Raw genomic sequence first — 22,460 nt, 5'->3', positions numbered from 1 at the left:
CCGAGCGCGGTAAGCCGACGGTTCAATCTGGCCGCCCAGCCTATCACGGTAGCGGCATAGAGGCCGCAGCGCTCATATAAGAAAGCGCGCAAGCAAAGATCGATAGTATAAAGGCAGGAGCTCTTGCTGCGGGCTGCGCGGAACGCGCATTGCGTTACAAAATGCGTAGCCTACCGGCGAGATGCCGACAGGCTTTGGCGCAAACTGGAGGTCACTTAACTACGCGCGACTCGCCGTTTACCGTCATTACACGCACTCTATCCCCTACAATAAAGTCCACACCCTCCTGCACTTCCTGCACATAGGCTCGGGTCTGTCCTCCATCTTCGGTTACCGTGACCTCAACACCCTGAGTACGGGTCACACCCTCCTCAGCTGCAGCGCCGGCCACGCCACCGGCCAGAGCGCCAATGATAGTCGCGATTGCGCGACCACTGCCGCCGCCCACACTATTACCAGCAACACCGCCAATTGCCGCGCCGGCAGCGGGCCCGATTACGGTTTTAGTGCCTTCGATCTTCACCAACCTGACCGACTCCACGGTACCCATACGCACAATTTGCGGTGCACGTGCGTCGTCGCGGCTATAGCTGTCCCCGGTCAACGATGAAGCACAACCGCCCAGTGTCAGCAATGCGCTAATCAGCAGGGTCGTTATCAGTTGTTTGTTCATATCAATAACCTCAAGGTGGGTGTAAAAGGTTGCATTCTAGGGTTGCGCAGCTTGCCGAAATTGAGCGATCCCCACCAGTGGTCGGCACAACCATTGATCGGGAACTGTACAGCGCTGGTCGAATTAAATCGCCAAATCGCCTAAAATCGCGCCTGCTTATGAACCGGTGGAATGGCAGAAGCCGCCACCACATCATCCCATTTGTGTATCGCTGTAACCCTCCATAACCACAAGAATAGACAGGTACAGGCTGGACTGAAAGCGTCGTGATAACACATGTCGCCGCCGCTAGCGTACCGCAGGTTACCGATTACGTTGTTCGGAGGACCCGCTATGTATCCGTTGCAGGCAGCATGGATGTACTACCTCGCGCATCCCGCGTTGGTTATCAATAGTCTGGCGTTATTTTTTGCCGTCAATGGCAGCTGGCTGTGGATTGCCACCCAACTACGTGGCGTGCTCAACGCTCAGCGTATCGCTACCGCGCCGCAGGGTGCTGAGCTAAGTACCGATGACCAGGCGACTCAACGCAGCAACCGTTTATTCTATCGCGTGGGTGCTGTGGCACTCACGCTGGCACTGTTGTTGAGCCTAATCAGCACCCAGCTCTGAGCGCATTCAACGCTATTGTTGCGCCAAAACTCGCAAGCGGCTGAGCACTGGATTGGCGTATTGCAATAGCCAGAATGGCCGCTGTGCAACCGGGCACTCCGCCAAACGTGCATTGAAGCGTGCTTCTTCTTCGGCTATCTCAGCCGCAGTAAAAGATGCACGCCAATCCGCCACATCCGCAGGAATATCCCCCTGCTGCTCTAGCGCTAAATAATTACTTGGAAACAGCCGGTAGTGGGTCAGCACCTGCTGATCCACCGCACGGGCGACTGCCTTCGCATCAGCGTAATCATCCTGCAGTGGCTCGCCAAACGCCACGTGCACACGCCCTTTGTAACCAGTCAGCCCTTTGGCGATGGACCTATCGTCCTCGCCAGGCTCCTTGCGGTATTCGCCCAGTCGCGCCTTTTGTTCAAGCTCGCGCGCCTTCATGCTGTCACAGGGGTCCCATTCGTAGGCGATCGATACCGGCACAAGATTCAATGACTGAATCAGACCGGAAAACTCCTCACTCTTACGACTCATACACACCATTTTGATGATCGCCGGATCGGTTTCGTCCACACCATCCTTGGCTCGCCCTTCTGCCTGAGCAATCCAGATCGACTCGCCCTGCGCCAATGAATGGCTGATGTAAGCGGACAAGGTCTGGTACGCCTGCAGCTTTTCCCGACGACCGGTTAACGAACGGTGCACGATAAAGCACTTATTCAGCCGCATCAGATCGGCAACAAAAGACCGCTGCAGCAGATTATCCCCAATCGCCATGCGTGGCGTCGGATGGCCGGCGTGGTAAAGCGCATAATTGACGAAAGCCGGATCCATGACGATGTCACGATGGTTAGCCAGAAAAAGGTAGGCCTGGCCATCGCGCAGATGTTCCATACCGCTATAAGTGACCTGCAACGTGCTGCTTTCAATCAGCCGGTCGAGGTAAGGCTCCATCCGGTGCTGCAGGGTATCAACACACTCAATGCCGCGCGCCTCACGCCGCAACCCGAGCTCCACTGCGCGCTGCATCAAGCCCGGAAACCAGCGCGCCAGGCGCGGAAAACGATAAGCAGCCAGCATCCGCATCAGTTCCCGATCGCCTAGCAGGCGGTCCATTACGGCTGGAACCTCAGCATCGTCATACGGCCGAATAGCATCAAACGCGCCCATGTTTTCCTCAATCTAGTAAGCTTTAGCCGCGCATTATGCGACGTGTACGGCGGTTTCGCCAAATTGACGATAGGGCTACACTGGGCGCCACACGTTAACCACTGGAGCCATCCTCTTGCAGGCCATTGAAGAAGCCAACCTCGCCTGCCCCTATTGCGGCGAACCCATAGCCTTGCTGCTCGACCTCACCGGCGGCTCTCAGGACTATATCGAAGACTGTCAGGTGTGCTGCCAACCGATCCAGGTGAACCTGTCAATTGACCCCGAGCAGGACGATTATCAGGTCGACCTGCGCCGCGAGCAGGACTGAGCATGCAGTGTGCATATCGACCCTTCGACATGGCCGAGGCCACCTTGCTGCAAAGCATGCTGGCGGACCATCACATTAACTGCCATATCAGCGGTCAATACTTGCAGGGCGCCGTTGGCGATTTACCAGCGCATGACCTGCTCGCCATCTGGCTTAGCGACGAAGATATTCAGCGCGGCAGCCAACTGATTAATGATTATCTAAGCGCTAGCCCACTCGAAGAACCTAGCGACCTTATAGCGCCGGATCCCACCAATCCATGACTGGCCGCCTTGCCCAATTCACCCCTCCCCATCCCAGCACCCCGTCCGATTGGCAACCTGAATGGAATCTGCCACCCGGCGGGCGGGTATTGATTTTGCGTAAACAGCAGGGGCGCCTGGAATGCGTGCCGGTGTTGTGGAACCTGACGCCTGGCTGGCTGAAAGACCTCAGCCGTGCCAGCTTTAATGCGCGAGCGGAATACCTGCATGAGAAACCCATGTTTAAACAGGCTTTCGCGCAGCGGCGTTGCTTGGTACCGATCAATGGTTATTATCTATGGAAGAGCAATGGCTCGCGCAAACATCCATGGTATCTGCGTCGCCGCGACGGCGGGCTGGCTTTGGCCGCCATCTGGGAGCGTTATCAGCTCGACGAAGGGATCTATTGGGACAGCTGCGCGATCATTACTGCACCGTCCAAAGACCTACCGGCTAAATTGGCCGAGCGCATGCCGGTTGCGCTCAATAGCGGCGAGCAGGCCATCTGGCTGGCAGATGCCACACCGGTCAGCGCGTTACAGCCATTGCTACTGAACGCCGACGCTCAGGTAGAGATGATTCACCCTGTGAACAGCGCCGTCAGCACGCCACTGACCAAGGGGCCGCATTGCTGCAACCCCAGCGGCCCGATTCAAACCTTGAACTGATTGATCAGACGGCGTTGATGCTCTGCTAGCTTGGTCAGCGAGGCGCTGGCCTGCGATGCTTCATCGGCGCCAGCCGCTACTGATTTAGCCACCGTATCGATAGTAGTAACGTTGCGGTTAATGTCTTCAGCTACCGCACTCTGCTGCTCCGCCGCACTGGCAATTTGATTATTCATATCGTTAATCACTGATACCGCTTGAGTGATTGAGGTCAGCGCAGCATCCGCCTCTTCTGCCTGTAGTACGCTCTGATCGGTGCGTGAGCGACTTTGCTCCATCACTTTAACGGTCTCGCGCGTACCGTTCTGCAGCTGCTCGATCATCGTCTGAATCTCGGCAGTAGAGGCTTGGGTTTTCTGCGCCAAGTTACGTACTTCATCCGCTACCACGGCAAAACCACGGCCTTGCTCGCCAGCCCGCGCTGCCTCAATGGCGGCATTGAGCGCCAACAGATTGGTCTGTTCCGCGATGCCACGAATGGTGTCGAGAATCCCAGTGATGTTCTCGCTGTTACGCGCCAGCGACTGCACACTTTCGACCGCGCGCTGAATATCCTCTGAAAGATTCTGAATAGTGGCCGAAGTCGCTCTGACCACCTCGCGGCCATGATTAGCAGAACCGTCCGCGTTATGCGCAGCGCTTGCCGCCTGGGCAGCATTGCGCGCTACATCCTGCGCAGTCGCTGTCATCTCGGTAACCGCGGTGGCTACCAGGTCAATTTCACTGAGCTGCCGCTGCACCCCATCGTTAGTACGAATGGCAATATCGGCGGTGTGCTCGGAAGCATCGGTAACCTGCTGCACCGAGCCAACCACTTCCTTGATCATCCCCTGCAACTTATCGAGGAAGGCGTTGAAACCGGCCGCTATGGCACCTAGCTCATCCGCGCGATCCACATTGAGACGTTTGGTTAGATCGCCGTCACCCTTGGCAATGTCATCCAGCATGGCGACCAGCTGACGTGCAGGCTTGGCCAAGCCATAGGCGACAAAGATCATCACAACAAGACCAACCAGCGCTACCAGAAAGCCAACCACAGCCAGCATCAAGGCAGACTGAGTGCTCTGCTCGGCCACTTCGCCATCCAGCGCGATCAAGTCAGCCATGACTGCATCCATAGGCAAGATGATCAACAACGACCAGCGCGTACTGGTATTACCTAGGGTGATGGGCATGGCCAATTCAATATGGCCACGGGCCTCGTCTATCGAATAGATGGGTTGATCTTGTAACTTTGCCAGATTGGCCAAGTCACTGCTGTCCAGGACTTTGTCGGCGCGATCACCAGGCTTGGCGCCCTCGCCGGTAAAGGCAACCAACCGTCCGCTACTGCTAACCAACGCCTGGGTGCCCACGCCGTCGTATAACGCATCATCGCCACGCTGCAGCATGCCCTGCAAAAAGTCCATGGACAGGTCAGCCCCCGCTATACCGCGAAACTCGCCTTCGCTGATCAGCGGAACGGTAAAGGAAGACAACAGAATAGTTCTGTCACCGACCTCGTAAGGTGCCGGATCAGTCACGCAGGGTTTGAGGGTATCCTTGGGGCAAAGATAGTACTCGCCAGCGCGCACGCCGGTATCTAGCAGAGTTTCATCTTCCAGGTCAGCCAGCGAATCCATCTCAAGGCTGCCGTCTTCGCTGCGGTACCACCACGGCATGAAGCGGCCGCTACCATCGTAACCGTCGGTCTCGATACCCTGAAAGAAGTTATCCAGATCGTCAAAAGCATTTGGCTCCCAGCCAACATACGCGCCCAGCAGATCAGGATTTTCCTGCAGCGTCATACGAATAACCCGGTTCATTTCCTCGCGCCCCATCATCAGCGAAGGCATACCGTCTGGTTGTATCTCACCCAACATAACGTTCAGATTGGCCAACTGTGAGGCCACTCCCAAGGGGTATTCCAGCTGGCGGCGAATCTGCTCCCGTTCACCGTTAGCGATGGACAGGAGTCGGTCTTTCACTACACCTTCGAGTAACTCCTGACTGCGATCTTGCACATAAGCTTGGCTGCGCTCTGAGGAGTAGACGGAAAAAAGGGTCATGACCCCGACTGCGATGAACAGACAAGCTCCAGCCAGAACTGCGATGGATAGCTGAATCGACTTGAATTTCATTAATTACCTCGGCTTAGCCGCCAGACAAAGGCGCGCATACATGTTCTTGTTGTTATATCGGCGACCAGCAAAAAAACTTCAATCCTGTGAAGACATTAGCGCGTTTGCGCTGTCTGATTGCCTGAAACCGGTGATGGCCATACCATACTAGCCGTGTTTCATTGAGCTGAACTACCTCGTTCTGGCACCGCAGCGATCTCAACAGAGAATCCCTGCGTAAGCAAAGAACGTCACGAAATCTGCAGCTCTGCTAGATTTAAAAGTGCTGGTCTGTATTGCGTTCAATAATCCTGGAGATACAAAGCAATGAAAAAGACGCTGATGATGCTTGTAGCAACCCTGTTTGGTATCGCTGTTCTCTCGGGTTGTAATACCGTTGAGGGCTTTGGCAAGGATGTGCAAAAGGTTGGCGATGGCATAGAAGATTCTGCTGATCGATAAGCACCACAACGGCGTGGCGGTTGTCCGCCACGCCCAGTTCATTCAAGGATAAAAGAACCATGCGATTGCGTTTTCTACTGTGTGTGCCGGTCATTGCCCTGGCCGGATGCCAAAGCGTGCAAACCACTCAAGGCGGCAACGTTGGAGTGGACCGTACCCAGTACATGATGAGCGGCCTGTCGAGCGAAGAAGTCAACCAAATGGCGGCTCAGTCTTACGACGAGATTCTGGCTGAAGCCAAGAAAGCCGGCGTGCTCAATACCAATGCTGCGACCGTCAGCCGTTTGCGCAAAATCGCTGACGACCTGACCGCGCAAGCTACCTATTTTAGGCCGGATGCAGCTCAGTGGGATTGGCAAGTCAATCTGATTAAGGATGACCAGCTCAACGCCAGTTGCGCGCCCGGCGGTAAAATCCTGTTCTACTCCGGGATCATCGATAAACTCAACTTAACCGATGACGAAATTGCCCAAATCATGGGCCACGAGATTGCTCACGCCTTACGCGAGCATGGCCGCGAAGCCATCTCCCGTGCGTACGCCACTCAGATGGGCACTCAATTGGCTGGCGCACTACTGGGCTTGGGCTCTGGCAGCCAGCAGGCAGCGGATATGGCTGTTCAGTATGGCCTAACGCTGCCCAACAGCCGCTCCAACGAGAGCGAAGCCGACCTGATTGGCCTCGAACTCGCTGCCCGGGCAGGCTACAACCCGCAGGCCGCCGTCAGCCTGTGGCAGAAAATGTCAGGCGCCTCGCAGGGCGAGCCACCACCGTTCATGAGCACTCACCCATCATCCTCAGGCCGTATTGAAGCTCTGCGTGCCGCCGCACCGCGCGTGCAGGCGTTGTACGAAGCCAATAAGTAAGCCACAGGCCGGGCAGCTGAAAAGCAGCCCGGCTTTTCACTTTACTCTTTCTGCTGGGCCGTCCCGTTCATCCGTTGTGCCGGAAATGTCTGGCTGTCTGCGAATAAATCATTAGAATGTGCGCCGCTTAAGGTCATTCTGACCGCATGGGTTCCCTAACCCCATTTATAAACAACGGCGGAGGCAGCGGCTTCCGGATCCGTAAAAAGGACACAAAATGACGACCCTCTCTTCCGCACGCCGGCAAAAAGCCTTGGCGTTGCTGATTGCTTTTCATATTGCCATCATCATTGCCAGCAACTACCTGGTACAACTGCCTATCACCTTGTTTGGTTACCATACGACGTGGGGCGCTTTCAGCTTTCCTTTCATTTTTCTCGCCACCGATCTAACTGTGCGCTTGCTCGGCAAAAGCGCCGCCCGCAACGTCATTGCCAAGGTGATGCTGCCAGCGTTGCTGGTGTCCTATGCGGTGTCGGTGGTATTCCAGGAAGGCAGCTATCGCGGCATTGAATCACTGCTGTCATTCAACGACTTCGTACTGCGTATTTCACTGGCGAGCTTTGTCGCTTACGTGATCGGTCAGTTACTGGATATTCAGGTATTCGACCGCCTGCGTCAGTCGAAAAAGTGGTGGATTGCACCCAGCCTGTCGACAGTACTGGGCAACCTGGCCGACACCTTTGCCTTTTTCTCGGTGGCCTTCTGGCGCAGTAGCAACCAGTTCATGGCGACCCATTGGGTCGAGATCGCTACCGTCGATTACGCCATCAAGCTGGGCATCAGTCTGTTGCTATTCTTGCCGCTGTATGGCGTGTTACTCAAAGCGCTACTGCGGCGTTTTTCTGGACCGGATACCGCCACCAGCCATTGATCCAATTGCCGCGCCAACCTGGCGCGGTTACCAAAGGCTGATAAGCAACCCCAGCAACGCGCAGCACCCAAGCGTTTGTAATACTGAGCGCTTGGCAACGAACAATAGCAATGTTGCCAGCCCGGCGATCAGTACAGACCCAAGGTCCAGCCCCGCAGCAAACCCCTGTGGCCAGAGCACGTGCCAAGCAAAGAACAAAGCTAAATTCACAATCACACCGACTACCGCGGCAGTGATCCCCGTTAACGGCGCGGTGAACGAGAGCTTGTTATGGGTCGATTCCACCAGCGGCCCGCCCCCCAGAATGAACAGAAACGAGGGCAAAAAGGTAAACCAGGTTACCAACAGCGCCGCGACCAAACCCGCCAACAACGCCTGCTCCGCGCCAAACACCTGCAACACATAACCGCCAACAAAAGCGACGAAGGTCACCACCATGATCAAGGGTCCCGGCGTACTTTCACCCAAAGCCAAGCCATCAATCATCTGTGTTGGCGTTACCCATCCATGTTGCTCCACCGCCCCCTGAAAAACGTAAGGCAGCACTGCATAAGCGCCGCCAAAGGTAAGCAGCGCCGCTTTGGTGAAGAACCAGCTCATCTGGGTCAGCTCACCGGCCCAGCCATAACATACCGTCAGCACCGCCATCGGCAGTACCCACAGCAATACACCAACCGCCAGCAGACGTGACAGAGAGCTCCATCTGAAGAGCGCATGCTCAGGCGTAGGGGTTGTGTCATCAATCAGCGCTGGAGGGTGATCAACCTGTTTAACCGTCGCGTCCCCGCCCGGCTGAAACAACGCGGGCCGCAGACGACCACCCAAGTAGCCGAGCAAAGCTGCGCCGAGTACGATCAGCGGAAACGGCAACTGCAACACAAAAATTGCCAGGAAAGCTGCTATCGCAATCGCCCAGAGCCACCGATTTTTTAATATACGCCCGCCAATTCGCCAGGCAGCTTGAAATACCACCACAGTAACGGCCGGCTTGATGCCATAAAAAATACCTGCCACCCAAGGCAGATCGCCGTATGCGACATATACCCACGCGAGTATGATCAGCAAAAACAACGACGGCAGGATAAACAGCAGCCCTGCCAACACACCGCCCCAGGTACGGTGCAACAGCCAACCGAGGTAAGTAGCCAATTGCTGCGCTTCCGGCCCGGGTAGCATCATGCAGTAATTGAGCGCATGCAAAAAACGCCGCTCCGAAATCCAGCGCCGTTTGACCACTAGCTCTTCATGCATTATCGCGATCTGCCCTGCCGGCCCTCCGAAACTGATAAAACCTAACTTCAGCCAGAACAGCATGGCCTGGTAGAAAGGCGCGGTCGGGGCAGCACTATCAAGATTTAGGGAAGTCGGTCTGTTTTGCATCTTATCTGGCAATCTCTTTTCAGATGTTACGTAGCGGTTCGGCATAGCACATCGGCTCTAGAACGCAGCATGCCAGAATCAGGTTGCAACCTGATTGCAATATTCTTGAAAAATAGCTGCCAATGGGGCTAGGCGAAAATATAAAGCGAAGGCATTATTCTGCCATCGCAGGCATTGCCTCGCGGCCCCACCTTGCGGCACGGATGCCTCGACACTCTGCCTTGTTTTTGTATTTATCCGGTCTTTTTTCGGACACCCGCGCGTGGGCAAATACTGAGACCCAATGGGTCTTCATACCCTCAGCGCTTTGCGTCAAAGAGAATTACCCACAAAAAGGAAGTAGTCGATGTTAGCCAGGAAAATGCTGTTCTCTGCCGTACTCATCAGTGCTGTTATGGCCACAGGTTGCGCCAGCGTCAACAAGGCGCCCAGCGCCATGGACGCCGAAGCCAAGCAATTCAATACTCACCCCGACTACGCTCAGGTGTACGTCTACCGCAACGAAACCTTCGGCGCGGCGATCTCCATGCCGGTTGCAGTCGACGGGCAACGCGCAGGCACTACCGGCCCAAAGTCGTTCTTCAAGTTTCAACTATCTGAAGGCCAACACACCATCAGCTCTCAAAATGGCGCCTCTTCGCTGCTGCTGAATACCGAGAAAAACAAGAACTATTTTGTCTGGCAAGAAGTAAAAATGGGCATGGCTTCCGGCGGCTCTAAACTGCAGCTGGTAAACGAAAGCACAGGCCGTTCAGGTGTTAAGGAATGCAGCCTGATTCAGAGCAACCTCTAATAGTCCAGGAGGAAGGCCGGCAGCGATTCAGGCTGCCGGTCACGCTTGCTCGCGGTTACTGAAAACGATGAAACATCCAAAGCCAATACCAGCCAACCAAAAAGGATAAAAAAATGGCGACCTGTGCAAACTGCAAAAAGATCATTCTTATGGGAGGCGTTCGTCAAGAAGGTCTTCGTTTCTGCGGCAGACCTTGCTTACAGCGCGGGCAAGCCGCACTGCTGGCCGCTCGCATGCCGGAAGCGGAGCGAGTAAGAGCAGCGCAAACGCTGTTTCGCGGCCCCTGCCCCACGTGCAACAAGCGTGGAGGTATTGATCTATACAAATCCCATTACGTAATGTCTTTTGTGCTTTTTACCCGGCATGGCAGCCATTCACTTATCAGCTGCCGTACTTGCGCGCTAAAAAAGCAAGGCGGCGATTTCATGCTGTCATCCCTGGTTGGGTGGTGGGGTATACCTTTTGGCTTGTTGCTAACCCCGGTGGCGTTGCTGCGTAATGGCTATGCCATGCTTTTTCCACCCAATGGGGTAGAACCTTCCCCGGCATTTCAACAGGAAGTAGCGCTACGGTTGGCCTGCGCCGAAATAGATCGCCAGCAAGCGGCGCAAAATCCACCACAGCAGAGGCCTGAAAAAGCCAACTGGAAAGAGTAAACCGATTAAATGCGGCGAATCCCAAGGAGAAACCGATGGGCGATATAAGTGGGAAGTGTCTCTGTGAAGCGGTGCAATACCGCATCTGCGGCAGTCTGGGGCCAATATACAATTGTCATTGCAGCAAATGTCGGCGCTGGCATGGCGCGGCTTTTCGCACTCGTGCCTCTTTCAAGCGCGAGCAGTTCAGTTGGTTGAGCGGTGCTGACAATCTTTCCAGCTACGCCTCTTCGGATAACGTCACCCGCTACTTCTGCAGCACCTGTGGCTCGCCGCTGATAAGCACCTATAAAGATCATCCCGACGTACTGGGTATAGCCTTGGGAGGGCTGGAAGGCGATATCATCGGCCGGCCGCAAGCACACCTTTTTACCGACTCCAAGGCCAGTTGGCATCAGATAACCGATGACCTGCCCCAGCATTCTGGCTGGCCCGGGACTGAGTCGGCGGTTAGAAAAACCGTGGATTAGGCGGGGTTAGCGGCGGCATTTTGCTGGGCAATTTCGCGTAGCGCCTGAACCAGGTAATCCGCTTCCTGCGCGCCAGAGATCAGGTATTGATCGTTGACGATAAAGGCCGGGACCGATGACACGCCAGCTTGCTGGTAACGTTGCTCATCGCTGCGCACTGCTTCCACGTAGGCATCTGACTCCAATACCTGGCGCGCCGCAGCGGCATCCAGCCCTACCGACTCAACGCAACGCAGTAACACTTCTGTCTCACCTACATTCTCGGCGTGGCCAAAATAAGCATCGAACAGCGCCTGTTTCATTGCCGTCTGCTTGCCCTGCTCTGCCGCCCACTTGACCAGCCGGTGGCCGTTAAAGGTATTAGCGGTATAGCGTTCCTGCATCTTGCTGAAGTTAAGCCCTAGACCGGTGGCAATTTCGATCATATTGGCCTGCGCGGCTTCCATCTCTGCCTCGCTACGGCCGTATTTGCGGCTCAATGCCTGCAAGATCGGCTGCGGTTGACTGTCGGGATTAGGGTTCAACTCAAAGGCGTGCCACTCAACATCAAGTTCAAGCTCGCCCGCCAAACTGGCCATAGCTTGCTCCAGCCGCGCATAACCGATAGCGCACCAAGGGCAAGCGATGTCGGACACAATATCAATATGCAAATTGCTCATGGACTGTCTCACTCTGAGTCGTTATCAATAGGCATAGCCTACACGCCCCGCAGCGCGCTTTCACCTATGACAACATCTTGAATAGTGCCAAATAGGCTTGGGGCCATATACTCAAAGCAGTTCAAAAGGAAGATGGCTTGGATGATTATTAGGTCAGTAAGCATCATAGCCACGGGCTGATCATCAGCCACCGCGGCAATACAAACCTTTATCGGAGTGCGCCATGCTGGAATTACGCCCCAACTGCGAATGCTGTAACAAAGACTTGCCGCCCAGTACCTCCGATGCGCTGATCTGCAGTTTTGAGTGCACCTTCTGCCGTGATTGTGCAGAACGTCAGCTGCAGCTCACCTGCCCAAATTGCGGCGGCAACCTGGCCGAGCGACCGATTCGACCGGAAGCGCTGCTGGCGGCCAACCCAGCATCGACTGAACGGGTGTTAAAAAAACGCTGTTAGGGCACAGGCATGCCGAACTTAGACTTTAGTCACATAGCTGCCTATTTCTTCCCAAAGCCGGCTATCCTATGCGGTCGCGTCGTCTATAGTTGACCAAGACTAGTAAGTGGCTGGTTGGCGTCTGTTAGCAAAAAAACAAGAGATAACCGGGAGCCTTGCATGAGCGCTGTAATCCTGTTGGTGGTAGGTCTAGTCCTGATGAGCCTAGGATATTTCATCTACTCCAAATTCATTGCTGAAAAAATCTACCGACTCGACCCTGACTACCGCACACCTGCGCACGAATTCGAAGACGGCGTAGATTTTGTGCCCACCAACAAATTTGTACTTTGGGGTCACCACTTCACGTCGGTTGCCGGCGCAGCGCCCATTGTTGGCCCGGCCATCGCCGTTATCTGGGGCTGGGCCCCTGCCTTCATGTGGGTAGTGTGTGGCACCATCTTTTTTGCCGGCGTACACGATATGGGTGCCATCTGGGCCAGCGTGCGTAACCGGGGCCGCTCGGTTGGCTCATTGACCGGCGACGTAGTCGGCAAGCGTGCTCGCAGCATATTTATGATCGTCATCTTCCTGGTGTTGCTGATGGTCAATGCGGTATTCGCCGTTGTCATTGCCAAGCTGATGATGAAATTTCCAACTGCCGTGCTGCCCGTCTGGGGCGCTATTGTCGTGGCGCTAATTGTTGGGCAGTTAATCTACCGCCGCATTCTCAACCTGGTCAGCGTTTCGGTGATTGGCGTCATTGCGCTCTACGCATTGATCTTCGCGGGCCCCTCCATGCCGATTCAAATGCCTGCCGAAGTGGCCGGGGTATCCGGCAACGCCCTCTGGATCGTATTGCTGTTCATTTACGCCGGTGTGGCTTCCATTCTGCCGGTGTGGATGCTGCTGCAACCACGCGACTACATCAACGGCTTGCAGCTTTTCGTTGGCTTGCTGATCCTCTATGGCGCCATACTGCTGCTGAATCCGACCATGGTCGCGCCGATGTTCAACGATGCTGTACCTCCGGGAACGCCATCGATAATACCTTTGCTCTTCGTCACCATTGCTTGCGGCGCGATTTCTGGCTTTCATGGTTTGGTGGCCTCGGGCACAACATCCAAACAGCTCAATAAAGAAACCGACGCGCGCTTTGTCGGTTACTTTGGTGCTATCGGTGAAGGCTGTTTGTCGCTGGCGGCGATTCTGGTCGCCACCGCCGGCTTTGCCAGCCTGACTGACTGGAAAGCCATGTATTCGGCTTTTGGTCAGGGCGGCGTAACAGCCTTCGTTGAAGGTGGCGCTTACATCATCCACAACGGCCTCGGCCTGTCAGAGGTTACTGCGGCAACACTGCTGACCGTAATGGCCGCGCTGTTCGCCGGTACTACCATGGATACAGGCCTGCGCCTGCAACGTTACATTTTCCAGGAGTGGGGTGAGATTTATAATCAGGAGTGGATGAAGAAGCCGCTGGTTGCGACCCTGCTGGCCGTAGGTAGCTGCATGGCGCTGGCTTTCGGCGCCGGTGCCGATGGCTCTGGTGGCATGATCATATGGCCGCTGTTCGGCACCACCAATCAGTTGTTGGCCGGGCTGACACTGCTGGTGATCACTGTGATGCTGGTGCACCTTAAGCGTCCAATGTGGTACACCCTCGCGCCGCTGTGTTTCCTGATGGTAATGACCGTGGTTGCTTTGGTTCTGCAACTGCGCACCTTCTATCAGCAGGGGAACTTCTTCCTGCTGTTCCTGGGTGTGGTGGTATTAATTGCTGCCATCCTGGTGGCTATGGAAAGCGGAGCGGCGCTCAAACGACACCGTGCATTGGCAGCAGCCGAGGACAGCAATGCCTCCTAAGCGTCACCCCGGAGAATGGCGCGCCTGGCTTAGCAAGGCGCGCTTTTTTCTGGAAGAGACCTACAGCACCCGTTACCGTGGCGCCATTGCGCGAGCGCGGCGTGACGAGGATGACCTGTTTATGCTGCTGGTCTTCTCGGAAATGATGGGAGTGCCTAACCCCGCCAGTTATTACACCCTTGAGTTGCAGCCACTATTGCTGCAGCGCTTCCATGACTGGCATCGCCGTATGGGCATGGAGCATTCCCCGCTTGATCACTTTCGCTGCTGCTGATCTGGAGCACCTGTTATCACTACCCCAAGCTTTGACCTGCTCAACCGCCGCCTAATCTGGGTGGGAGGTAAAGGCGGAGTCGGCAAAACCACCGTTTCCGCTGCCCTCTCGGTATTGGCCGCTAGCCGCGGCAAACGTTGTTTGATCGTCTCCACCGACCCAGCGCACAGCCTCGGCGACGTATTTGCCAAGACGTTGGACGACAAGCCGCGCCGCCTGCTGCCCAACCTAGATGCCATGGAAATTGATCCTGACGTTGAGGTGGAAGCTCATCTGGCGCGCGTTAAAGCCCAGATGCGCAGCTTCGCCAGCGCCGAAATGATGCCTGAGCTCGAACGCCAGCTAAAATTGACGAGGCAATCGCCGGGCACTCAGGAAGCAGCGCTATTAGAGCGTATCGCCCGGCTGATCAGCACGCCACAACCCGATTATGACCTGATCATTTTTGATACCGCGCCAACTGGGCATACCTTGCGGCTACTGACGTTGCCCGAGGCTATGGCCGCGTGGACTGAAGGCTTGCTCAGTCATAACCGCAAATCTGAAGAACTCGGAAAGGTGCTGCAGCATCTCACGCCAAAGCGCGGGCGTGATATCGACAGCCCTTTTGATGACCCGCAGGACAATGCATTAAGCGATTTTGATCGCAAAACCCGCGATGTAGCCGAGACGTTATTGACCCGTCGCCGGCTATTCCATCAAGCCAGACGCGTATTGCAAGACCATAAACAAAGCGGCTTCCTTTTTGTACTTACCCCCGAACGCTTGCCTATACTGGAAACAGCCCGGGCGGTCAGCACCTTACAATCAGTCGATATTCCGGTGGTAGCAGCGCTGGTTAACCGCGTTATACCCGAGGACGCCGACGGCCAGTTCCTGCAGCGCCGACGCGAGCAGGAAGCAACCTACCTGCAGCGCATAGATAAGGAGCTAGGGCATTTGCCGCGTCCGCAGTTGCCTTGGTTGGAAACCGATGTGCAGGGTGTAGAAATTTTGCAGCAGATTGCTGAACAGTTGGCCGCACAAGGGTTCTGAGTCTTTACTGGCGGTAATGCCGGGCTGGCAAGCTCTGGTCAAATCAACCTGAAGGGACACGACCATGAAACACGCTCTACTGATTGCCGCAGCGCTGCTGCTGATCGCCGGCTGTTCCAGCCAGCCCATTTACAACGTCGACGATAACAATACGTCTATCTACAACAACGACTTTCAGCCCACAGAGCAACAGGTCGAACAAGCCATTATGCTGGGTGCGACCCGCTATGGCTGGCAACCAAGGCTGGTGGAGCCTGGCCTGATTGAAGCCAGCATTTTATTGCGCGATCACCAAGCGACCGTAGAAATCCCCTATTCCGCCAACAGCTACAGCATTCATTACAAGAGCAGCGAAAACCTGGATTATGAAGATGGCGAGATACATCGCAACTACAACCGCTGGGTGATGAACCTGTCTTCTGCTATCCAGCAACAGCTGAGCGCCGAGGCCTATGGCGACACGCCACAAGGTGGCCAGATACGCTGAAGCCTAAGCTGCACCAGCAGCCCGCCGTCATGCACAAACCGCCGCCCGGAGAACCAATTTATGCTCAACATCACTCTTGATCCCGAGAATGCCATTGTCATGCTGGAACCGCATGGCACCCTGAGCGAAGAGGATTTTCGTCGCGTGCGCGCGGCGGTTGATCCATTCATCGAACTGCATCAAGGCTTGCGGGGCATGATTATTCATGTGCACTCCTTCCCCGGCTGGGATTCCTTCAGTGCAATGATCTCGCACCTGACGTTCGTGCATAACCACCACAAGAAAGTAAAACGTATCGCCGTTGCCAGCGACTCTAATCTGGGCAACGTCGCAGAAGCACTCGGCTCACACCTGATCGCAGCCGAGATAAAATCATTCGACTTTACTCAGCTGGCCGACGCTCAGCGTTGGATTCTCGAGGGGTGATCCAACCCGCGCGTTAACTCGAAGCCGACACACATACGTGCTATACAGGAGCCATTAACATCCACGGACAGGATTAGACATGGCACTCAACCCAGCTACCATCACCCAGATAAAGACCCTTCTCTCCGGCGCGCAGGACAAGATCGAGCAACTGCGCACGATCGAGCCGTTCTTCATTGATCTATCCCTGCGAGAAAACCCGGTTGGCGCACGCGTCGGGCAAACTCTGGCTGACAAGCTGGCGATACTGCCGAAAATTCGTGCCTTTGGTTTCGACAAGATCCTGCTCGGCACCCTCGATTACTCCATGCCAGATGAGCTGGAGGTCGATGACGACTTTATGATGTATCTGCGCGATCAACAGATGGATACCACAGGTTGTTACGCCTTTACCGATATAGGCTTGGTAAATGAGCAGGGGCTGTTCACGCCCTCACCTTCCATGCTCAAGCTACGCGATTACGCAGTGCCCAATACCCTGCACGAAATCTATTTGAGCAAGGACGCCATGGCCGGTCAGTACGATCTGGCTACCTTGCTGCGCAGCCTACCCGCCAGCATTCAATGGCTGCAGGAGAATGTGCGCGGCGATCACGGCGGCGCACCGCGCATCCTGATCAACGTAGTGGATGGCTGCGACGCCTTGGCTGAAGATCCTGAGACCGCGTGTGAGGTCTTTGCCATGCTTGCTCAGCAACCTATTGAGGGCATCAGCATTGAGGATGACCGGGGCACCTACCTGCCCTTTCAAGTTGGCGCCTTTGTGGCGGCCATTCGCTGTGTACTCCCGCGGCCGCTAAAGCTATTGGTACACATGCACGCCGGCGGCGGCTTTGAGAATGCTTCGGTACTGGAAGCTCTGATCAGCGGTGCCGATGGTGCCTGGGGAGGCCTACCCAAGCGCGCAGCTATTATTGGTCATGCCTCGCTCGGTGAGTTAATCGCCAACCTGGTGCGGGTCGGTAATCCGCATATGCAGAACACCTATCAGCTGAATCAGCTGATGCCGCTGGCGACTAACTTGCAAATCATGGATGAGGAGCAGGCCGTGCCGGATGATCTGCCTATCCTCGGGCATAACGCCTATCGCCTGACGCTGAGTTTTTTTCGTCAGCGGGCAGATCGTGTCATGGACTTGGTGCCGGAAGCTATTGGCGGCCGTTACGGTTTTCGAATTTGTCCGGTGGTCAGTGATCCCGCCGTCATTGCCGGTCGCCTGAGCGAGGTAACCGGTCTGCCTGCAAGCAGCTTTCCCTCAGCCGTACTGGAGCAAATGGTCCGCCTGATGCGCCGCGATCTGCGCGCGGGCGAGCGCATTGTTTACGACGAGCCCGCACAGTTGATGGCGCTGTATCAGCGCGCCGGTGGCAATAGCTGAGCAACCACTCGGCGGCTGATGCTTTACAACCGCCCCAAGGTAGGGCTAAAACAAGGTGCTGCGGACTTTTTCACAGTTCAGCATGACGCTTTTACTCGCAACGGATCAGCGCCCCTATGCCATGGAACTGGCTGAGCCTTGCACTCTGCACTCACACACACAGAGTTGAAGGACGATGACAGACATAGCCCGAGAGATAGAAGAAGACAGCGCGGTCTACAAGACCCTGCTCGAATCCACCAAGGCCATCCCCTGGAAAATCGATTGGGCAAGCATGCAGTTTGCTTATATCGGCCCTCAGATTGAAGCTCTACTGGGCTGGACACCGGGCAGCTGGCTCACCGTCAACGACTGGTCAGACCGCATGCACCCCGAAGATCGAGAGTGGGTGGTCAACTTCTGCGTCTCCCAATCCCAAGCCGGTATCGACCATGAGGCCGACTATCGCGCACTTACCAGCGATGGCAACTATGTGTGGATTCGTGATGTGGTGCACGTGGTGCGTAACGACGACGGAGAGGTCGAAGCGCTGGTTGGCTTTATGTTCGATATCAGTGAGCGTAAAAAAACCGAAGAGAAGCTACTGAGCCTGCAAAAGGAGCTGGAGGAGTTGTCGTTCAAGGACGGTCTGACTGGCGTCGCCAATCGCCGCATGTTCGACTCCATACTGCAACTGGAATGGACCAACGCCCGACGCACCGGCCAACCCCTGTCGGTCATCATGATCGATATTGACTACTTCAAGCAGTACAACGACCACTACGGCCACGTTAAGGGTGACGATTGCCTCAAGCGTGTTGCCAAGGCACTGGATACCGCCGCCGCTCGCTCACGCGACTTCTTCGCCCGCTTTGGCGGCGAGGAGTTTGTGTTGGTATTGCCTGAAACCGACGCGGCCTCCGCCGAACGCGTTGCCGAGCGTTGCCGCAACCTGGTTTTCAAAGAGCAGATTACGCACGGCTCATCCCAAGTCGCTCAAATACTCACGATCAGCATGGGTTTGGGCACCATAGTGCCCACCCAGAAAGACGAAACCCGCAGCTTTATCGACGCGGTAGACCGCAATCTCTATTTGGCCAAGCAGCGCGGGCGTAACCAACTGGTCAGCGGCCTCGACTAAGCTATACCGAGCTAAGCAACTCAGGTTGACTGAAATACCAGCCAGCCTGAGTATAGCCCTAGCAGTAGAAACATCAGCGCGGTAAACCGACGAATCCATGTCAGCGGCAACTTGTCGGCGGCGGCATTGCCCAGCAACACTACAGGCACATTGGCCAGCAGCATGCCCAGTGTCGTACCCATCACCACCCAGACGTAGGCATCAAACTGCGCCGCCAGTACCACGGTAGCAATCTGCGTTTTGTCGCCCATTTCCGCCAGAAAAAACGCCACCAGCGTCGCCATGAATGCGCCATAGCGGCCGATCGGTGGGGTGTCTTCTTCGTCGAGTTTGTCCGGCACCAGCGTCCATGCTGCCACGGCCAAAAAAGACACCGCAAGCAAGCCATGTTGCCATTGGTAACTGAGCATATCGGCGGCTATCTGCCCAACCGCACCCGCGAGGGCGTGATTGACTATGGTCGCGACAAGAATACCCCAGATAATCGGCCAAGGCCGACGGAAACGCGCGGCTAGCAGCAAGGCCAGCAGTTGGGTTTTGTCGCCGATCTCTGCCAGCGAGACAATCCCGGTTGATACAAAAAAAGCTTCCACGGAGGTTCCAACGGAGGGCGGGTCAGACAAACCAATGACATACAGACACCCCCGCCCTCGGCTGGTGTTCGTATGTCATAGGTCTCGTCAAACCCGTGCCGCGCAGAGCGGCTGAGGTTTGCGAACGCCATGATCTGCGGATCAATTGTGTTGACGTTCGCCAATGGAAGGCAAGCTTCCGGAGAGACTACTCCCCTAAGACGGGAGCAAATTTACCAGTATCGTTATGACCAGGCAACTGAAAATCAACCCGGTGCAACGGCGGAGTAAACCTTGAAGCGATTGTTCTCTCGCAACACCACGCAGGGACCAATGTGCTGTTCTATCAAGGGCGGATAACGCAGAAAGCCGTTGGCCACGATGCGCAATTCACCGCGTGGCAGCAAATTACGCGTCACCTGATTGAAAAAGCGCTCAGCGATGCTGGTGTCCTGGCGAATGCCAGTATGAAACGGTGGATTACTGATCACCGACCCATAGCGGCCATGAACTTCGCTGAGACCATCGGAGGCGTAAACCTGCGCTTCAACCCCATTCAGTCGCAGCGACTGCTGAGCGCAGTAAACCGCCAGCGCATCCACATCTACCAGTTCAAACTGACAATCCGGGTTACGTCGCGCCAGCGCAATGGAAAGCACACCTGAGCCGCAGCCAAAATCCAGCACTTTTCCGCGAGGCAGCAATTTGCCTTCGGCCAACAGTAACTCGCTGCCCTCGTCCAATCGACCATGGCTAAATACGCCCGGCAAACTCAGCAATTCAACGTGCTGATCGGCCAACGCCAGGCTGTAGCGCTGCTGCCAGCCTTCCAACTTGAACGGCGCCGCGACACGGTCAGTGACCACTCTCCACAGCTGGCAATGCCGCGCTGAGTCAAGTTTCTCAGGCGTCGTGCCATATTGACTCAACAGGCGCTCGGCACGGGTAATACCGCCCTTCTTCTCACCTACGAGATAGATTGGCTTGCCCACCGCCAACAGTGGCGCTATCTGCGCCAGCGCGTACTCAGCACGCTCAATAGCTTTAGGCATCACCAGAATCACAGCGTCTAGCGCTTCCACCGCAGGGCACAGATGGGAAAACACCAATTGCTGCTCGGATACCTGCCCAGACAAGCCATTTGTTACCGCAAAATCCCAGCTCCACAAGGTCCAGTCCGCCGGCAAGCTGCGGGTAAGGCCGTCTGCGGTGGGATTGACCAGCAGCAGGCGCTGGCCGCTGAACAACTCGGCGCTGCGTTCAAGAATCTGGCTGGTGTTGTCCATCGGTTGCTCCTGGCGATCTACTGGCGGCGTGCGCAAAGTGCGCATTGTAAGCGCAGTTGCGAGCGGATCAACTATTCAGATGCTGCGAAGTGCATTCAGCTTCTTTGGCCGCAACAGCGGGCAAGCAGCGCAGTACTCAACCGGATTGCTGGCCTGATAATAAAAACAACAGGTGCGACGAAAGCGAATACTCTTGCCATCGGGCAGCAAGGTGGGATCTCTGCGAAAGTGCGCCAGCGGGTTATAGCTCAAACCGAAAAGTGCCGGATCGGCTTCATGCATCAGCCAATGAAAGTCTGCCTCCGCGCGTTGGCGGACCTGCGGGTCTTCGAGCTTAGCCATGCGCTTTTCATACAGCGAATACACGCGCACCGCGGTGTTGTCCCAGAGGATACGCCGGGAAACACCGCTAACCTGATGAAATACTTCCCAAAGCGGCGCAAGAAGCCCGGCAAATAGCGACCGCACGATGGCTTCGCGCCACGCTTCCCTTTCGCCCGCCCTGTAGCCGTACAGATTATCATCCGCCAGCGGCATCGATGACGTCCAGAGTCCGTCGTCGTGGGCATATTCCACCACCACGTTATCCAGCGACAGCAACAGCCCTTTATCACAGGCGGACATGGCGTACAGGCAAGCGCCGGTGGCAAGAAACGAAAAACGCTTGGCCAACAGCGATGCGGTAATCGCTCTGGTGGGTGAACCTATTACCGGGCCCAACTGCTCTAGCACCTGAGCGCAAACCTGCCCATCCAGCAACGCACGCGCCCTCACAGAACGCTGCGTGTCGCGCAAATCCATACTGGTTAAACGCAATGGCCCGGATAACACGGCCCAAGCCTCTGGGCTGAAGGCCTCACTCAAACTCACTGTGGCAGCTCCCTGCCAAATGGGATGCACAGCGGCGTACCGAAGAACGGATCGGCAATGATGCGGCAGTTGAGATCAAACACCTGCTTTACCAACGCTTCGGTAAGAATGTCGGCGGGCCGCCCTTGAGCAAAGGCTGTGCGTTGATGCACCGCAACCATATGGTCGGCGTAGCGGCAGGCCAAATTGAGGTCATGCAGCACCATAACGATCGTCTTACCCTCTTGGCGATTGAGGTCACGCAGCAGGTCCAACACTTCTATCTGGTGCGCCAAATCAAGGTAGGTGGTGGGCTCGTCCAGTAAGACAATATCGGTATCCTGGGCCAGCGTCATAGCAATCCAGACGCGCTGGCGCTGGCCGCCGGAGAGATCGTCGACAGGCCTGTCGGCCAGGTCCTGAACGCCGGTTTGCCGCAGCGCCCGTTCGACCATGGCTTCATCATCCGCCGACCATTGCTGCATCCAGCTCTGATAAGGGTAGCGACCCAGTGCTACCAGCTGGCGCACCGTGATGCCTTCGGGCGCGCTGGGCGTCTGTGGCAGGATCGCCAATTCACGCGCCACCGCAGCGGTAGACCGCCGCTGAATGTCCATCCCATTGAGAATCACCGAGCCTTGCTGAGGCTTCAGCAAGCGCGCCAAGGATTTGAGCAAGGTGCTTTTGCCGCAACCATTGCTACCAATCAGCACCGAGATTTTGCCCGCCGGCAACTGCAGATCCAAGGCGTCGATAATGACCTGACGCTGATAACCGAGGGTCAATTGCTGGGTCTCCATCGAGGTCAT

At 55.9% G+C, this 22,460-nt stretch carries 27 protein-coding genes, 1 pseudogene and 1 riboswitch; of the genes and pseudogenes, 18 read left to right on the top strand and 10 right to left on the bottom strand.

The window, feature by feature from the left end; translation table 11 throughout:
* Positions 1-211 precede the first annotated feature (211 nt).
* A complete protein-coding gene (locus AC1XYH_RS03585) occupies positions 212-673 on the bottom strand; it encodes an outer membrane lipoprotein (protein WP_483325292.1) in 462 nt (153 codons plus the stop codon).
* 333 nt (positions 674-1,006) lie between these two features.
* On the opposite strand from AC1XYH_RS03585, the gene AC1XYH_RS03580 reads away from it, so the two are divergent.
* Positions 1,007-1,285: a hypothetical protein gene (locus tag AC1XYH_RS03580; RefSeq protein WP_483325291.1), complete on the top strand. Its 279-nt coding sequence runs from the start codon at positions 1,007-1,009 to the stop codon at positions 1,283-1,285.
* Positions 1,286-1,297: 12 nt separating this feature from the next.
* Here the strand turns inward: AC1XYH_RS03580 and AC1XYH_RS03575 are convergent, their stop codons facing one another.
* A complete protein-coding gene (locus tag AC1XYH_RS03575; RefSeq protein WP_483325290.1) occupies positions 1,298-2,446 on the bottom strand; it encodes a 1-acyl-sn-glycerol-3-phosphate acyltransferase in 1,149 nt (382 codons plus the stop codon).
* 115 nt (positions 2,447-2,561) lie between these two features.
* On the opposite strand from AC1XYH_RS03575, the gene AC1XYH_RS03570 reads away from it, so the two are divergent.
* Genes AC1XYH_RS03570 through AC1XYH_RS03560 form a run of 3 tightly spaced genes read left to right on the top strand, consistent with a single transcriptional unit; the run spans position 2,562 to position 3,666 of the window.
* Positions 2,562-2,756 (top strand): CPXCG motif-containing cysteine-rich protein, encoded by a 195-nt coding sequence (locus tag AC1XYH_RS03570; protein WP_483325289.1) that lies wholly within the window; start codon positions 2,562-2,564, stop codon positions 2,754-2,756.
* A 2-nt stretch (positions 2,757-2,758) separates the two neighbouring features.
* Complete coding sequence (locus AC1XYH_RS03565; protein WP_483325288.1) at positions 2,759-3,019, top strand: putative signal transducing protein; 261 nt, start codon at positions 2,759-2,761, stop codon at positions 3,017-3,019.
* Complete coding sequence (locus AC1XYH_RS03560; protein ID WP_483325287.1) at positions 3,016-3,666, top strand: SOS response-associated peptidase; 651 nt, start codon at positions 3,016-3,018, stop codon at positions 3,664-3,666. The genes AC1XYH_RS03565 and AC1XYH_RS03560 overlap by 4 nt, the downstream gene beginning before the upstream one ends.
* Here the strand turns inward: AC1XYH_RS03560 and AC1XYH_RS03555 are convergent.
* Both AC1XYH_RS03555 and AC1XYH_RS03550 read right to left on the bottom strand, forming a co-directional pair.
* Positions 3,651-4,355, bottom strand: a complete 705-nt coding sequence (locus AC1XYH_RS03555) for a methyl-accepting chemotaxis protein (RefSeq protein ID WP_483326295.1) — start codon at positions 4,353-4,355, stop codon at positions 3,651-3,653. The two genes, AC1XYH_RS03560 and AC1XYH_RS03555, sit on opposite strands and share 16 nt — an antisense overlap.
* 201 nt (positions 4,356-4,556) lie before the next feature.
* Positions 4,557-4,613 (bottom strand): annotated as a pseudogene (locus AC1XYH_RS03550) (hypothetical protein); the annotation flags it as partial.
* 1,479 nt (positions 4,614-6,092) lie between these two features.
* Between AC1XYH_RS03550 and AC1XYH_RS03545 the strand changes: the two are divergent.
* From AC1XYH_RS03545 to AC1XYH_RS03535, 3 genes are all read left to right on the top strand, one after another.
* The gene (locus AC1XYH_RS03545) at positions 6,093-6,227 is read left to right on the top strand and encodes an entericidin A/B family lipoprotein (RefSeq protein WP_092285111.1); all 135 of its coding nucleotides are present in this window, start codon (positions 6,093-6,095) and stop codon (positions 6,225-6,227) included.
* Between the two features lie 59 nt (positions 6,228-6,286).
* Positions 6,287-7,093, top strand: a complete 807-nt coding sequence (locus AC1XYH_RS03540; RefSeq protein WP_483325286.1) for a M48 family metallopeptidase — start codon at positions 6,287-6,289, stop codon at positions 7,091-7,093.
* A gap of 217 nt (positions 7,094-7,310) precedes the next feature.
* Positions 7,311-7,967, top strand: coding sequence for a 7-cyano-7-deazaguanine/7-aminomethyl-7-deazaguanine transporter (locus AC1XYH_RS03535; RefSeq protein WP_483325285.1), 657 nt, complete (start codon positions 7,311-7,313; stop codon positions 7,965-7,967).
* 27 nt (positions 7,968-7,994) lie between these two features.
* Here AC1XYH_RS03535 and chrA read toward each other — a convergent pair whose 3' ends face one another.
* Positions 7,995-9,347, bottom strand: a complete 1,353-nt coding sequence (gene chrA, locus AC1XYH_RS03530) for a chromate efflux transporter (RefSeq protein ID WP_483325284.1) — start codon at positions 9,345-9,347, stop codon at positions 7,995-7,997.
* Between the two features lie 346 nt (positions 9,348-9,693).
* On the opposite strand from chrA, the gene AC1XYH_RS03525 reads away from it, so the two are divergent.
* The 3 genes from AC1XYH_RS03525 (at position 9,694) to AC1XYH_RS03515 (ending at position 11,266) form a co-directional block, all read left to right on the top strand.
* Positions 9,694-10,140: a DUF2846 domain-containing protein gene (locus AC1XYH_RS03525; RefSeq protein ID WP_483325283.1), complete on the top strand. Its 447-nt coding sequence runs from the start codon at positions 9,694-9,696 to the stop codon at positions 10,138-10,140.
* A gap of 113 nt (positions 10,141-10,253) precedes the next feature.
* Positions 10,254-10,796 (top strand): hypothetical protein, encoded by a 543-nt coding sequence (locus tag AC1XYH_RS03520; RefSeq protein ID WP_483325282.1) that lies wholly within the window; start codon positions 10,254-10,256, stop codon positions 10,794-10,796.
* Positions 10,797-10,831: 35 nt separating this feature from the next.
* A complete protein-coding gene (locus AC1XYH_RS03515; RefSeq protein ID WP_483325281.1) occupies positions 10,832-11,266 on the top strand; it encodes a GFA family protein in 435 nt (144 codons plus the stop codon).
* Here AC1XYH_RS03515 and AC1XYH_RS03510 read toward each other — a convergent pair.
* Positions 11,263-11,925 (bottom strand): DsbA family oxidoreductase, encoded by a 663-nt coding sequence (locus AC1XYH_RS03510; RefSeq protein ID WP_483325280.1) that lies wholly within the window; start codon positions 11,923-11,925, stop codon positions 11,263-11,265. The genes AC1XYH_RS03515 and AC1XYH_RS03510 overlap by 4 nt on opposite strands.
* Positions 11,926-12,148: 223 nt before the next feature.
* Between AC1XYH_RS03510 and AC1XYH_RS03505 the strand changes: the two genes are divergently transcribed.
* The 8 genes from AC1XYH_RS03505 to AC1XYH_RS03470 all read left to right on the top strand — a co-directional run bounded on the left by AC1XYH_RS03505 (position 12,149) and on the right by AC1XYH_RS03470 (position 18,944).
* Positions 12,149-12,382 (top strand): DUF1272 domain-containing protein, encoded by a 234-nt coding sequence (locus AC1XYH_RS03505; RefSeq protein WP_483325279.1) that lies wholly within the window; start codon positions 12,149-12,151, stop codon positions 12,380-12,382.
* Between the two features lie 159 nt (positions 12,383-12,541).
* Positions 12,542-14,224 (top strand): carbon starvation CstA family protein, encoded by a 1,683-nt coding sequence (locus AC1XYH_RS03500; RefSeq protein WP_483325278.1) that lies wholly within the window; start codon positions 12,542-12,544, stop codon positions 14,222-14,224.
* Positions 14,214-14,498 (top strand): cory-CC-star protein, encoded by a 285-nt coding sequence (locus AC1XYH_RS03495; protein ID WP_483325277.1) that lies wholly within the window; start codon positions 14,214-14,216, stop codon positions 14,496-14,498. The genes AC1XYH_RS03500 and AC1XYH_RS03495 overlap by 11 nt, the downstream gene beginning before the upstream one ends.
* A gap of 60 nt (positions 14,499-14,558) precedes the next feature.
* Entirely contained in the window at positions 14,559-15,533 is a 975-nt protein-coding gene (locus AC1XYH_RS03490; RefSeq protein WP_483325276.1) for an ArsA family ATPase, read from the top strand.
* A gap of 64 nt (positions 15,534-15,597) precedes the next feature.
* A complete protein-coding gene (locus AC1XYH_RS03485) occupies positions 15,598-16,020 on the top strand; it encodes a hypothetical protein (protein ID WP_483325275.1) in 423 nt (140 codons plus the stop codon).
* Between the two features lie 60 nt (positions 16,021-16,080).
* Positions 16,081-16,446, top strand: coding sequence for a SpoIIAA family protein (locus AC1XYH_RS03480; protein WP_483325274.1), 366 nt, complete (start codon positions 16,081-16,083; stop codon positions 16,444-16,446).
* Between the two features lie 79 nt (positions 16,447-16,525).
* Positions 16,526-17,824, top strand: a complete 1,299-nt coding sequence (locus AC1XYH_RS03475) for a hypothetical protein (RefSeq protein WP_483325273.1) — start codon at positions 16,526-16,528, stop codon at positions 17,822-17,824.
* Between the two features lie 175 nt (positions 17,825-17,999).
* Entirely contained in the window at positions 18,000-18,944 is a 945-nt protein-coding gene (locus AC1XYH_RS03470) for a GGDEF domain-containing protein (protein WP_483325272.1), read from the top strand.
* A 20-nt stretch (positions 18,945-18,964) separates the two neighbouring features.
* Here AC1XYH_RS03470 and AC1XYH_RS03465 read toward each other — a convergent pair whose 3' ends face one another.
* The 4 genes from AC1XYH_RS03465 to AC1XYH_RS03450 form a co-directional block, all read right to left on the bottom strand.
* Positions 18,965-19,537: a TMEM165/GDT1 family protein gene (locus AC1XYH_RS03465; protein WP_483325271.1), complete on the bottom strand. Its 573-nt coding sequence runs from the start codon at positions 19,535-19,537 to the stop codon at positions 18,965-18,967.
* Between the two features lie 17 nt (positions 19,538-19,554).
* Positions 19,555-19,745, bottom strand: a riboswitch (yybP-ykoY riboswitch).
* 37 nt (positions 19,746-19,782) lie between these two features.
* Positions 19,783-20,802, bottom strand: a complete 1,020-nt coding sequence (locus AC1XYH_RS03460) for a methyltransferase (protein WP_483325270.1) — start codon at positions 20,800-20,802, stop codon at positions 19,783-19,785.
* 75 nt (positions 20,803-20,877) lie between these two features.
* Entirely contained in the window at positions 20,878-21,672 is a 795-nt protein-coding gene (locus AC1XYH_RS03455) for an IucA/IucC family C-terminal-domain containing protein (protein WP_483325269.1), read from the bottom strand.
* A complete protein-coding gene (locus AC1XYH_RS03450) occupies positions 21,669-22,460 on the bottom strand; it encodes an ABC transporter ATP-binding protein (RefSeq protein ID WP_483326294.1) in 792 nt (263 codons plus the stop codon). Before AC1XYH_RS03450 ends, AC1XYH_RS03455 begins: the two co-directional genes overlap by 4 nt.

It is taken from the genome of Pseudomonas sp. GW-45, from assembly GCF_056896675.1.
This window is presented reverse-complemented; position numbering and strand designations above follow the sequence as displayed.

What these genes read in the sequence shown, in the direction of transcription:
- AC1XYH_RS03585 (WP_483325292.1), bottom strand. Translation starts at nt 673, where the DNA reads ATGAACAAACAACTGATAACGACCCTGCTGATTAGCGCATTGCTGACA.
- AC1XYH_RS03580 (WP_483325291.1), top strand. Translation starts at nt 1,007, where the DNA reads ATGTATCCGTTGCAGGCAGCATGGATGTACTACCTCGCGCATCCCGCG.
- AC1XYH_RS03575 (WP_483325290.1), bottom strand. Translation starts at nt 2,446, where the DNA reads ATGGGCGCGTTTGATGCTATTCGGCCGTATGACGATGCTGAGGTTCCA.
- AC1XYH_RS03565 (WP_483325288.1), top strand. Translation starts at nt 2,759, where the DNA reads ATGCAGTGTGCATATCGACCCTTCGACATGGCCGAGGCCACCTTGCTG.
- AC1XYH_RS03560 (WP_483325287.1), top strand. Translation starts at nt 3,016, where the DNA reads ATGACTGGCCGCCTTGCCCAATTCACCCCTCCCCATCCCAGCACCCCG.
- AC1XYH_RS03555 (WP_483326295.1), bottom strand. Translation starts at nt 4,355, where the DNA reads ATGACAGCGACTGCGCAGGATGTAGCGCGCAATGCTGCCCAGGCGGCA.
- AC1XYH_RS03545 (WP_092285111.1), top strand. Translation starts at nt 6,093, where the DNA reads ATGAAAAAGACGCTGATGATGCTTGTAGCAACCCTGTTTGGTATCGCT.
- AC1XYH_RS03540 (WP_483325286.1), top strand. Translation starts at nt 6,287, where the DNA reads ATGCGATTGCGTTTTCTACTGTGTGTGCCGGTCATTGCCCTGGCCGGA.
- AC1XYH_RS03535 (WP_483325285.1), top strand. Translation starts at nt 7,311, where the DNA reads ATGACGACCCTCTCTTCCGCACGCCGGCAAAAAGCCTTGGCGTTGCTG.
- chrA (WP_483325284.1), bottom strand. Translation starts at nt 9,347, where the DNA reads ATGCAAAACAGACCGACTTCCCTAAATCTTGATAGTGCTGCCCCGACC.
- AC1XYH_RS03525 (WP_483325283.1), top strand. Translation starts at nt 9,694, where the DNA reads ATGTTAGCCAGGAAAATGCTGTTCTCTGCCGTACTCATCAGTGCTGTT.
- AC1XYH_RS03520 (WP_483325282.1), top strand. Translation starts at nt 10,254, where the DNA reads ATGGCGACCTGTGCAAACTGCAAAAAGATCATTCTTATGGGAGGCGTT.
- AC1XYH_RS03515 (WP_483325281.1), top strand. Translation starts at nt 10,832, where the DNA reads ATGGGCGATATAAGTGGGAAGTGTCTCTGTGAAGCGGTGCAATACCGC.
- AC1XYH_RS03510 (WP_483325280.1), bottom strand. Translation starts at nt 11,925, where the DNA reads ATGAGCAATTTGCATATTGATATTGTGTCCGACATCGCTTGCCCTTGG.
- AC1XYH_RS03505 (WP_483325279.1), top strand. Translation starts at nt 12,149, where the DNA reads ATGCTGGAATTACGCCCCAACTGCGAATGCTGTAACAAAGACTTGCCG.
- AC1XYH_RS03500 (WP_483325278.1), top strand. Translation starts at nt 12,542, where the DNA reads ATGAGCGCTGTAATCCTGTTGGTGGTAGGTCTAGTCCTGATGAGCCTA.
- AC1XYH_RS03495 (WP_483325277.1), top strand. Translation starts at nt 14,214, where the DNA reads ATGCCTCCTAAGCGTCACCCCGGAGAATGGCGCGCCTGGCTTAGCAAG.
- AC1XYH_RS03485 (WP_483325275.1), top strand. Translation starts at nt 15,598, where the DNA reads ATGAAACACGCTCTACTGATTGCCGCAGCGCTGCTGCTGATCGCCGGC.
- AC1XYH_RS03480 (WP_483325274.1), top strand. Translation starts at nt 16,081, where the DNA reads ATGCTCAACATCACTCTTGATCCCGAGAATGCCATTGTCATGCTGGAA.
- AC1XYH_RS03475 (WP_483325273.1), top strand. Translation starts at nt 16,526, where the DNA reads ATGGCACTCAACCCAGCTACCATCACCCAGATAAAGACCCTTCTCTCC.
- AC1XYH_RS03470 (WP_483325272.1), top strand. Translation starts at nt 18,000, where the DNA reads ATGACAGACATAGCCCGAGAGATAGAAGAAGACAGCGCGGTCTACAAG.
- AC1XYH_RS03460 (WP_483325270.1), bottom strand. Translation starts at nt 20,802, where the DNA reads ATGGACAACACCAGCCAGATTCTTGAACGCAGCGCCGAGTTGTTCAGC.
- AC1XYH_RS03450 (WP_483326294.1), bottom strand. Translation starts at nt 22,460, where the DNA reads ATGACCTCGATGGAGACCCAGCAATTGACCCTCGGTTATCAGCGTCAG.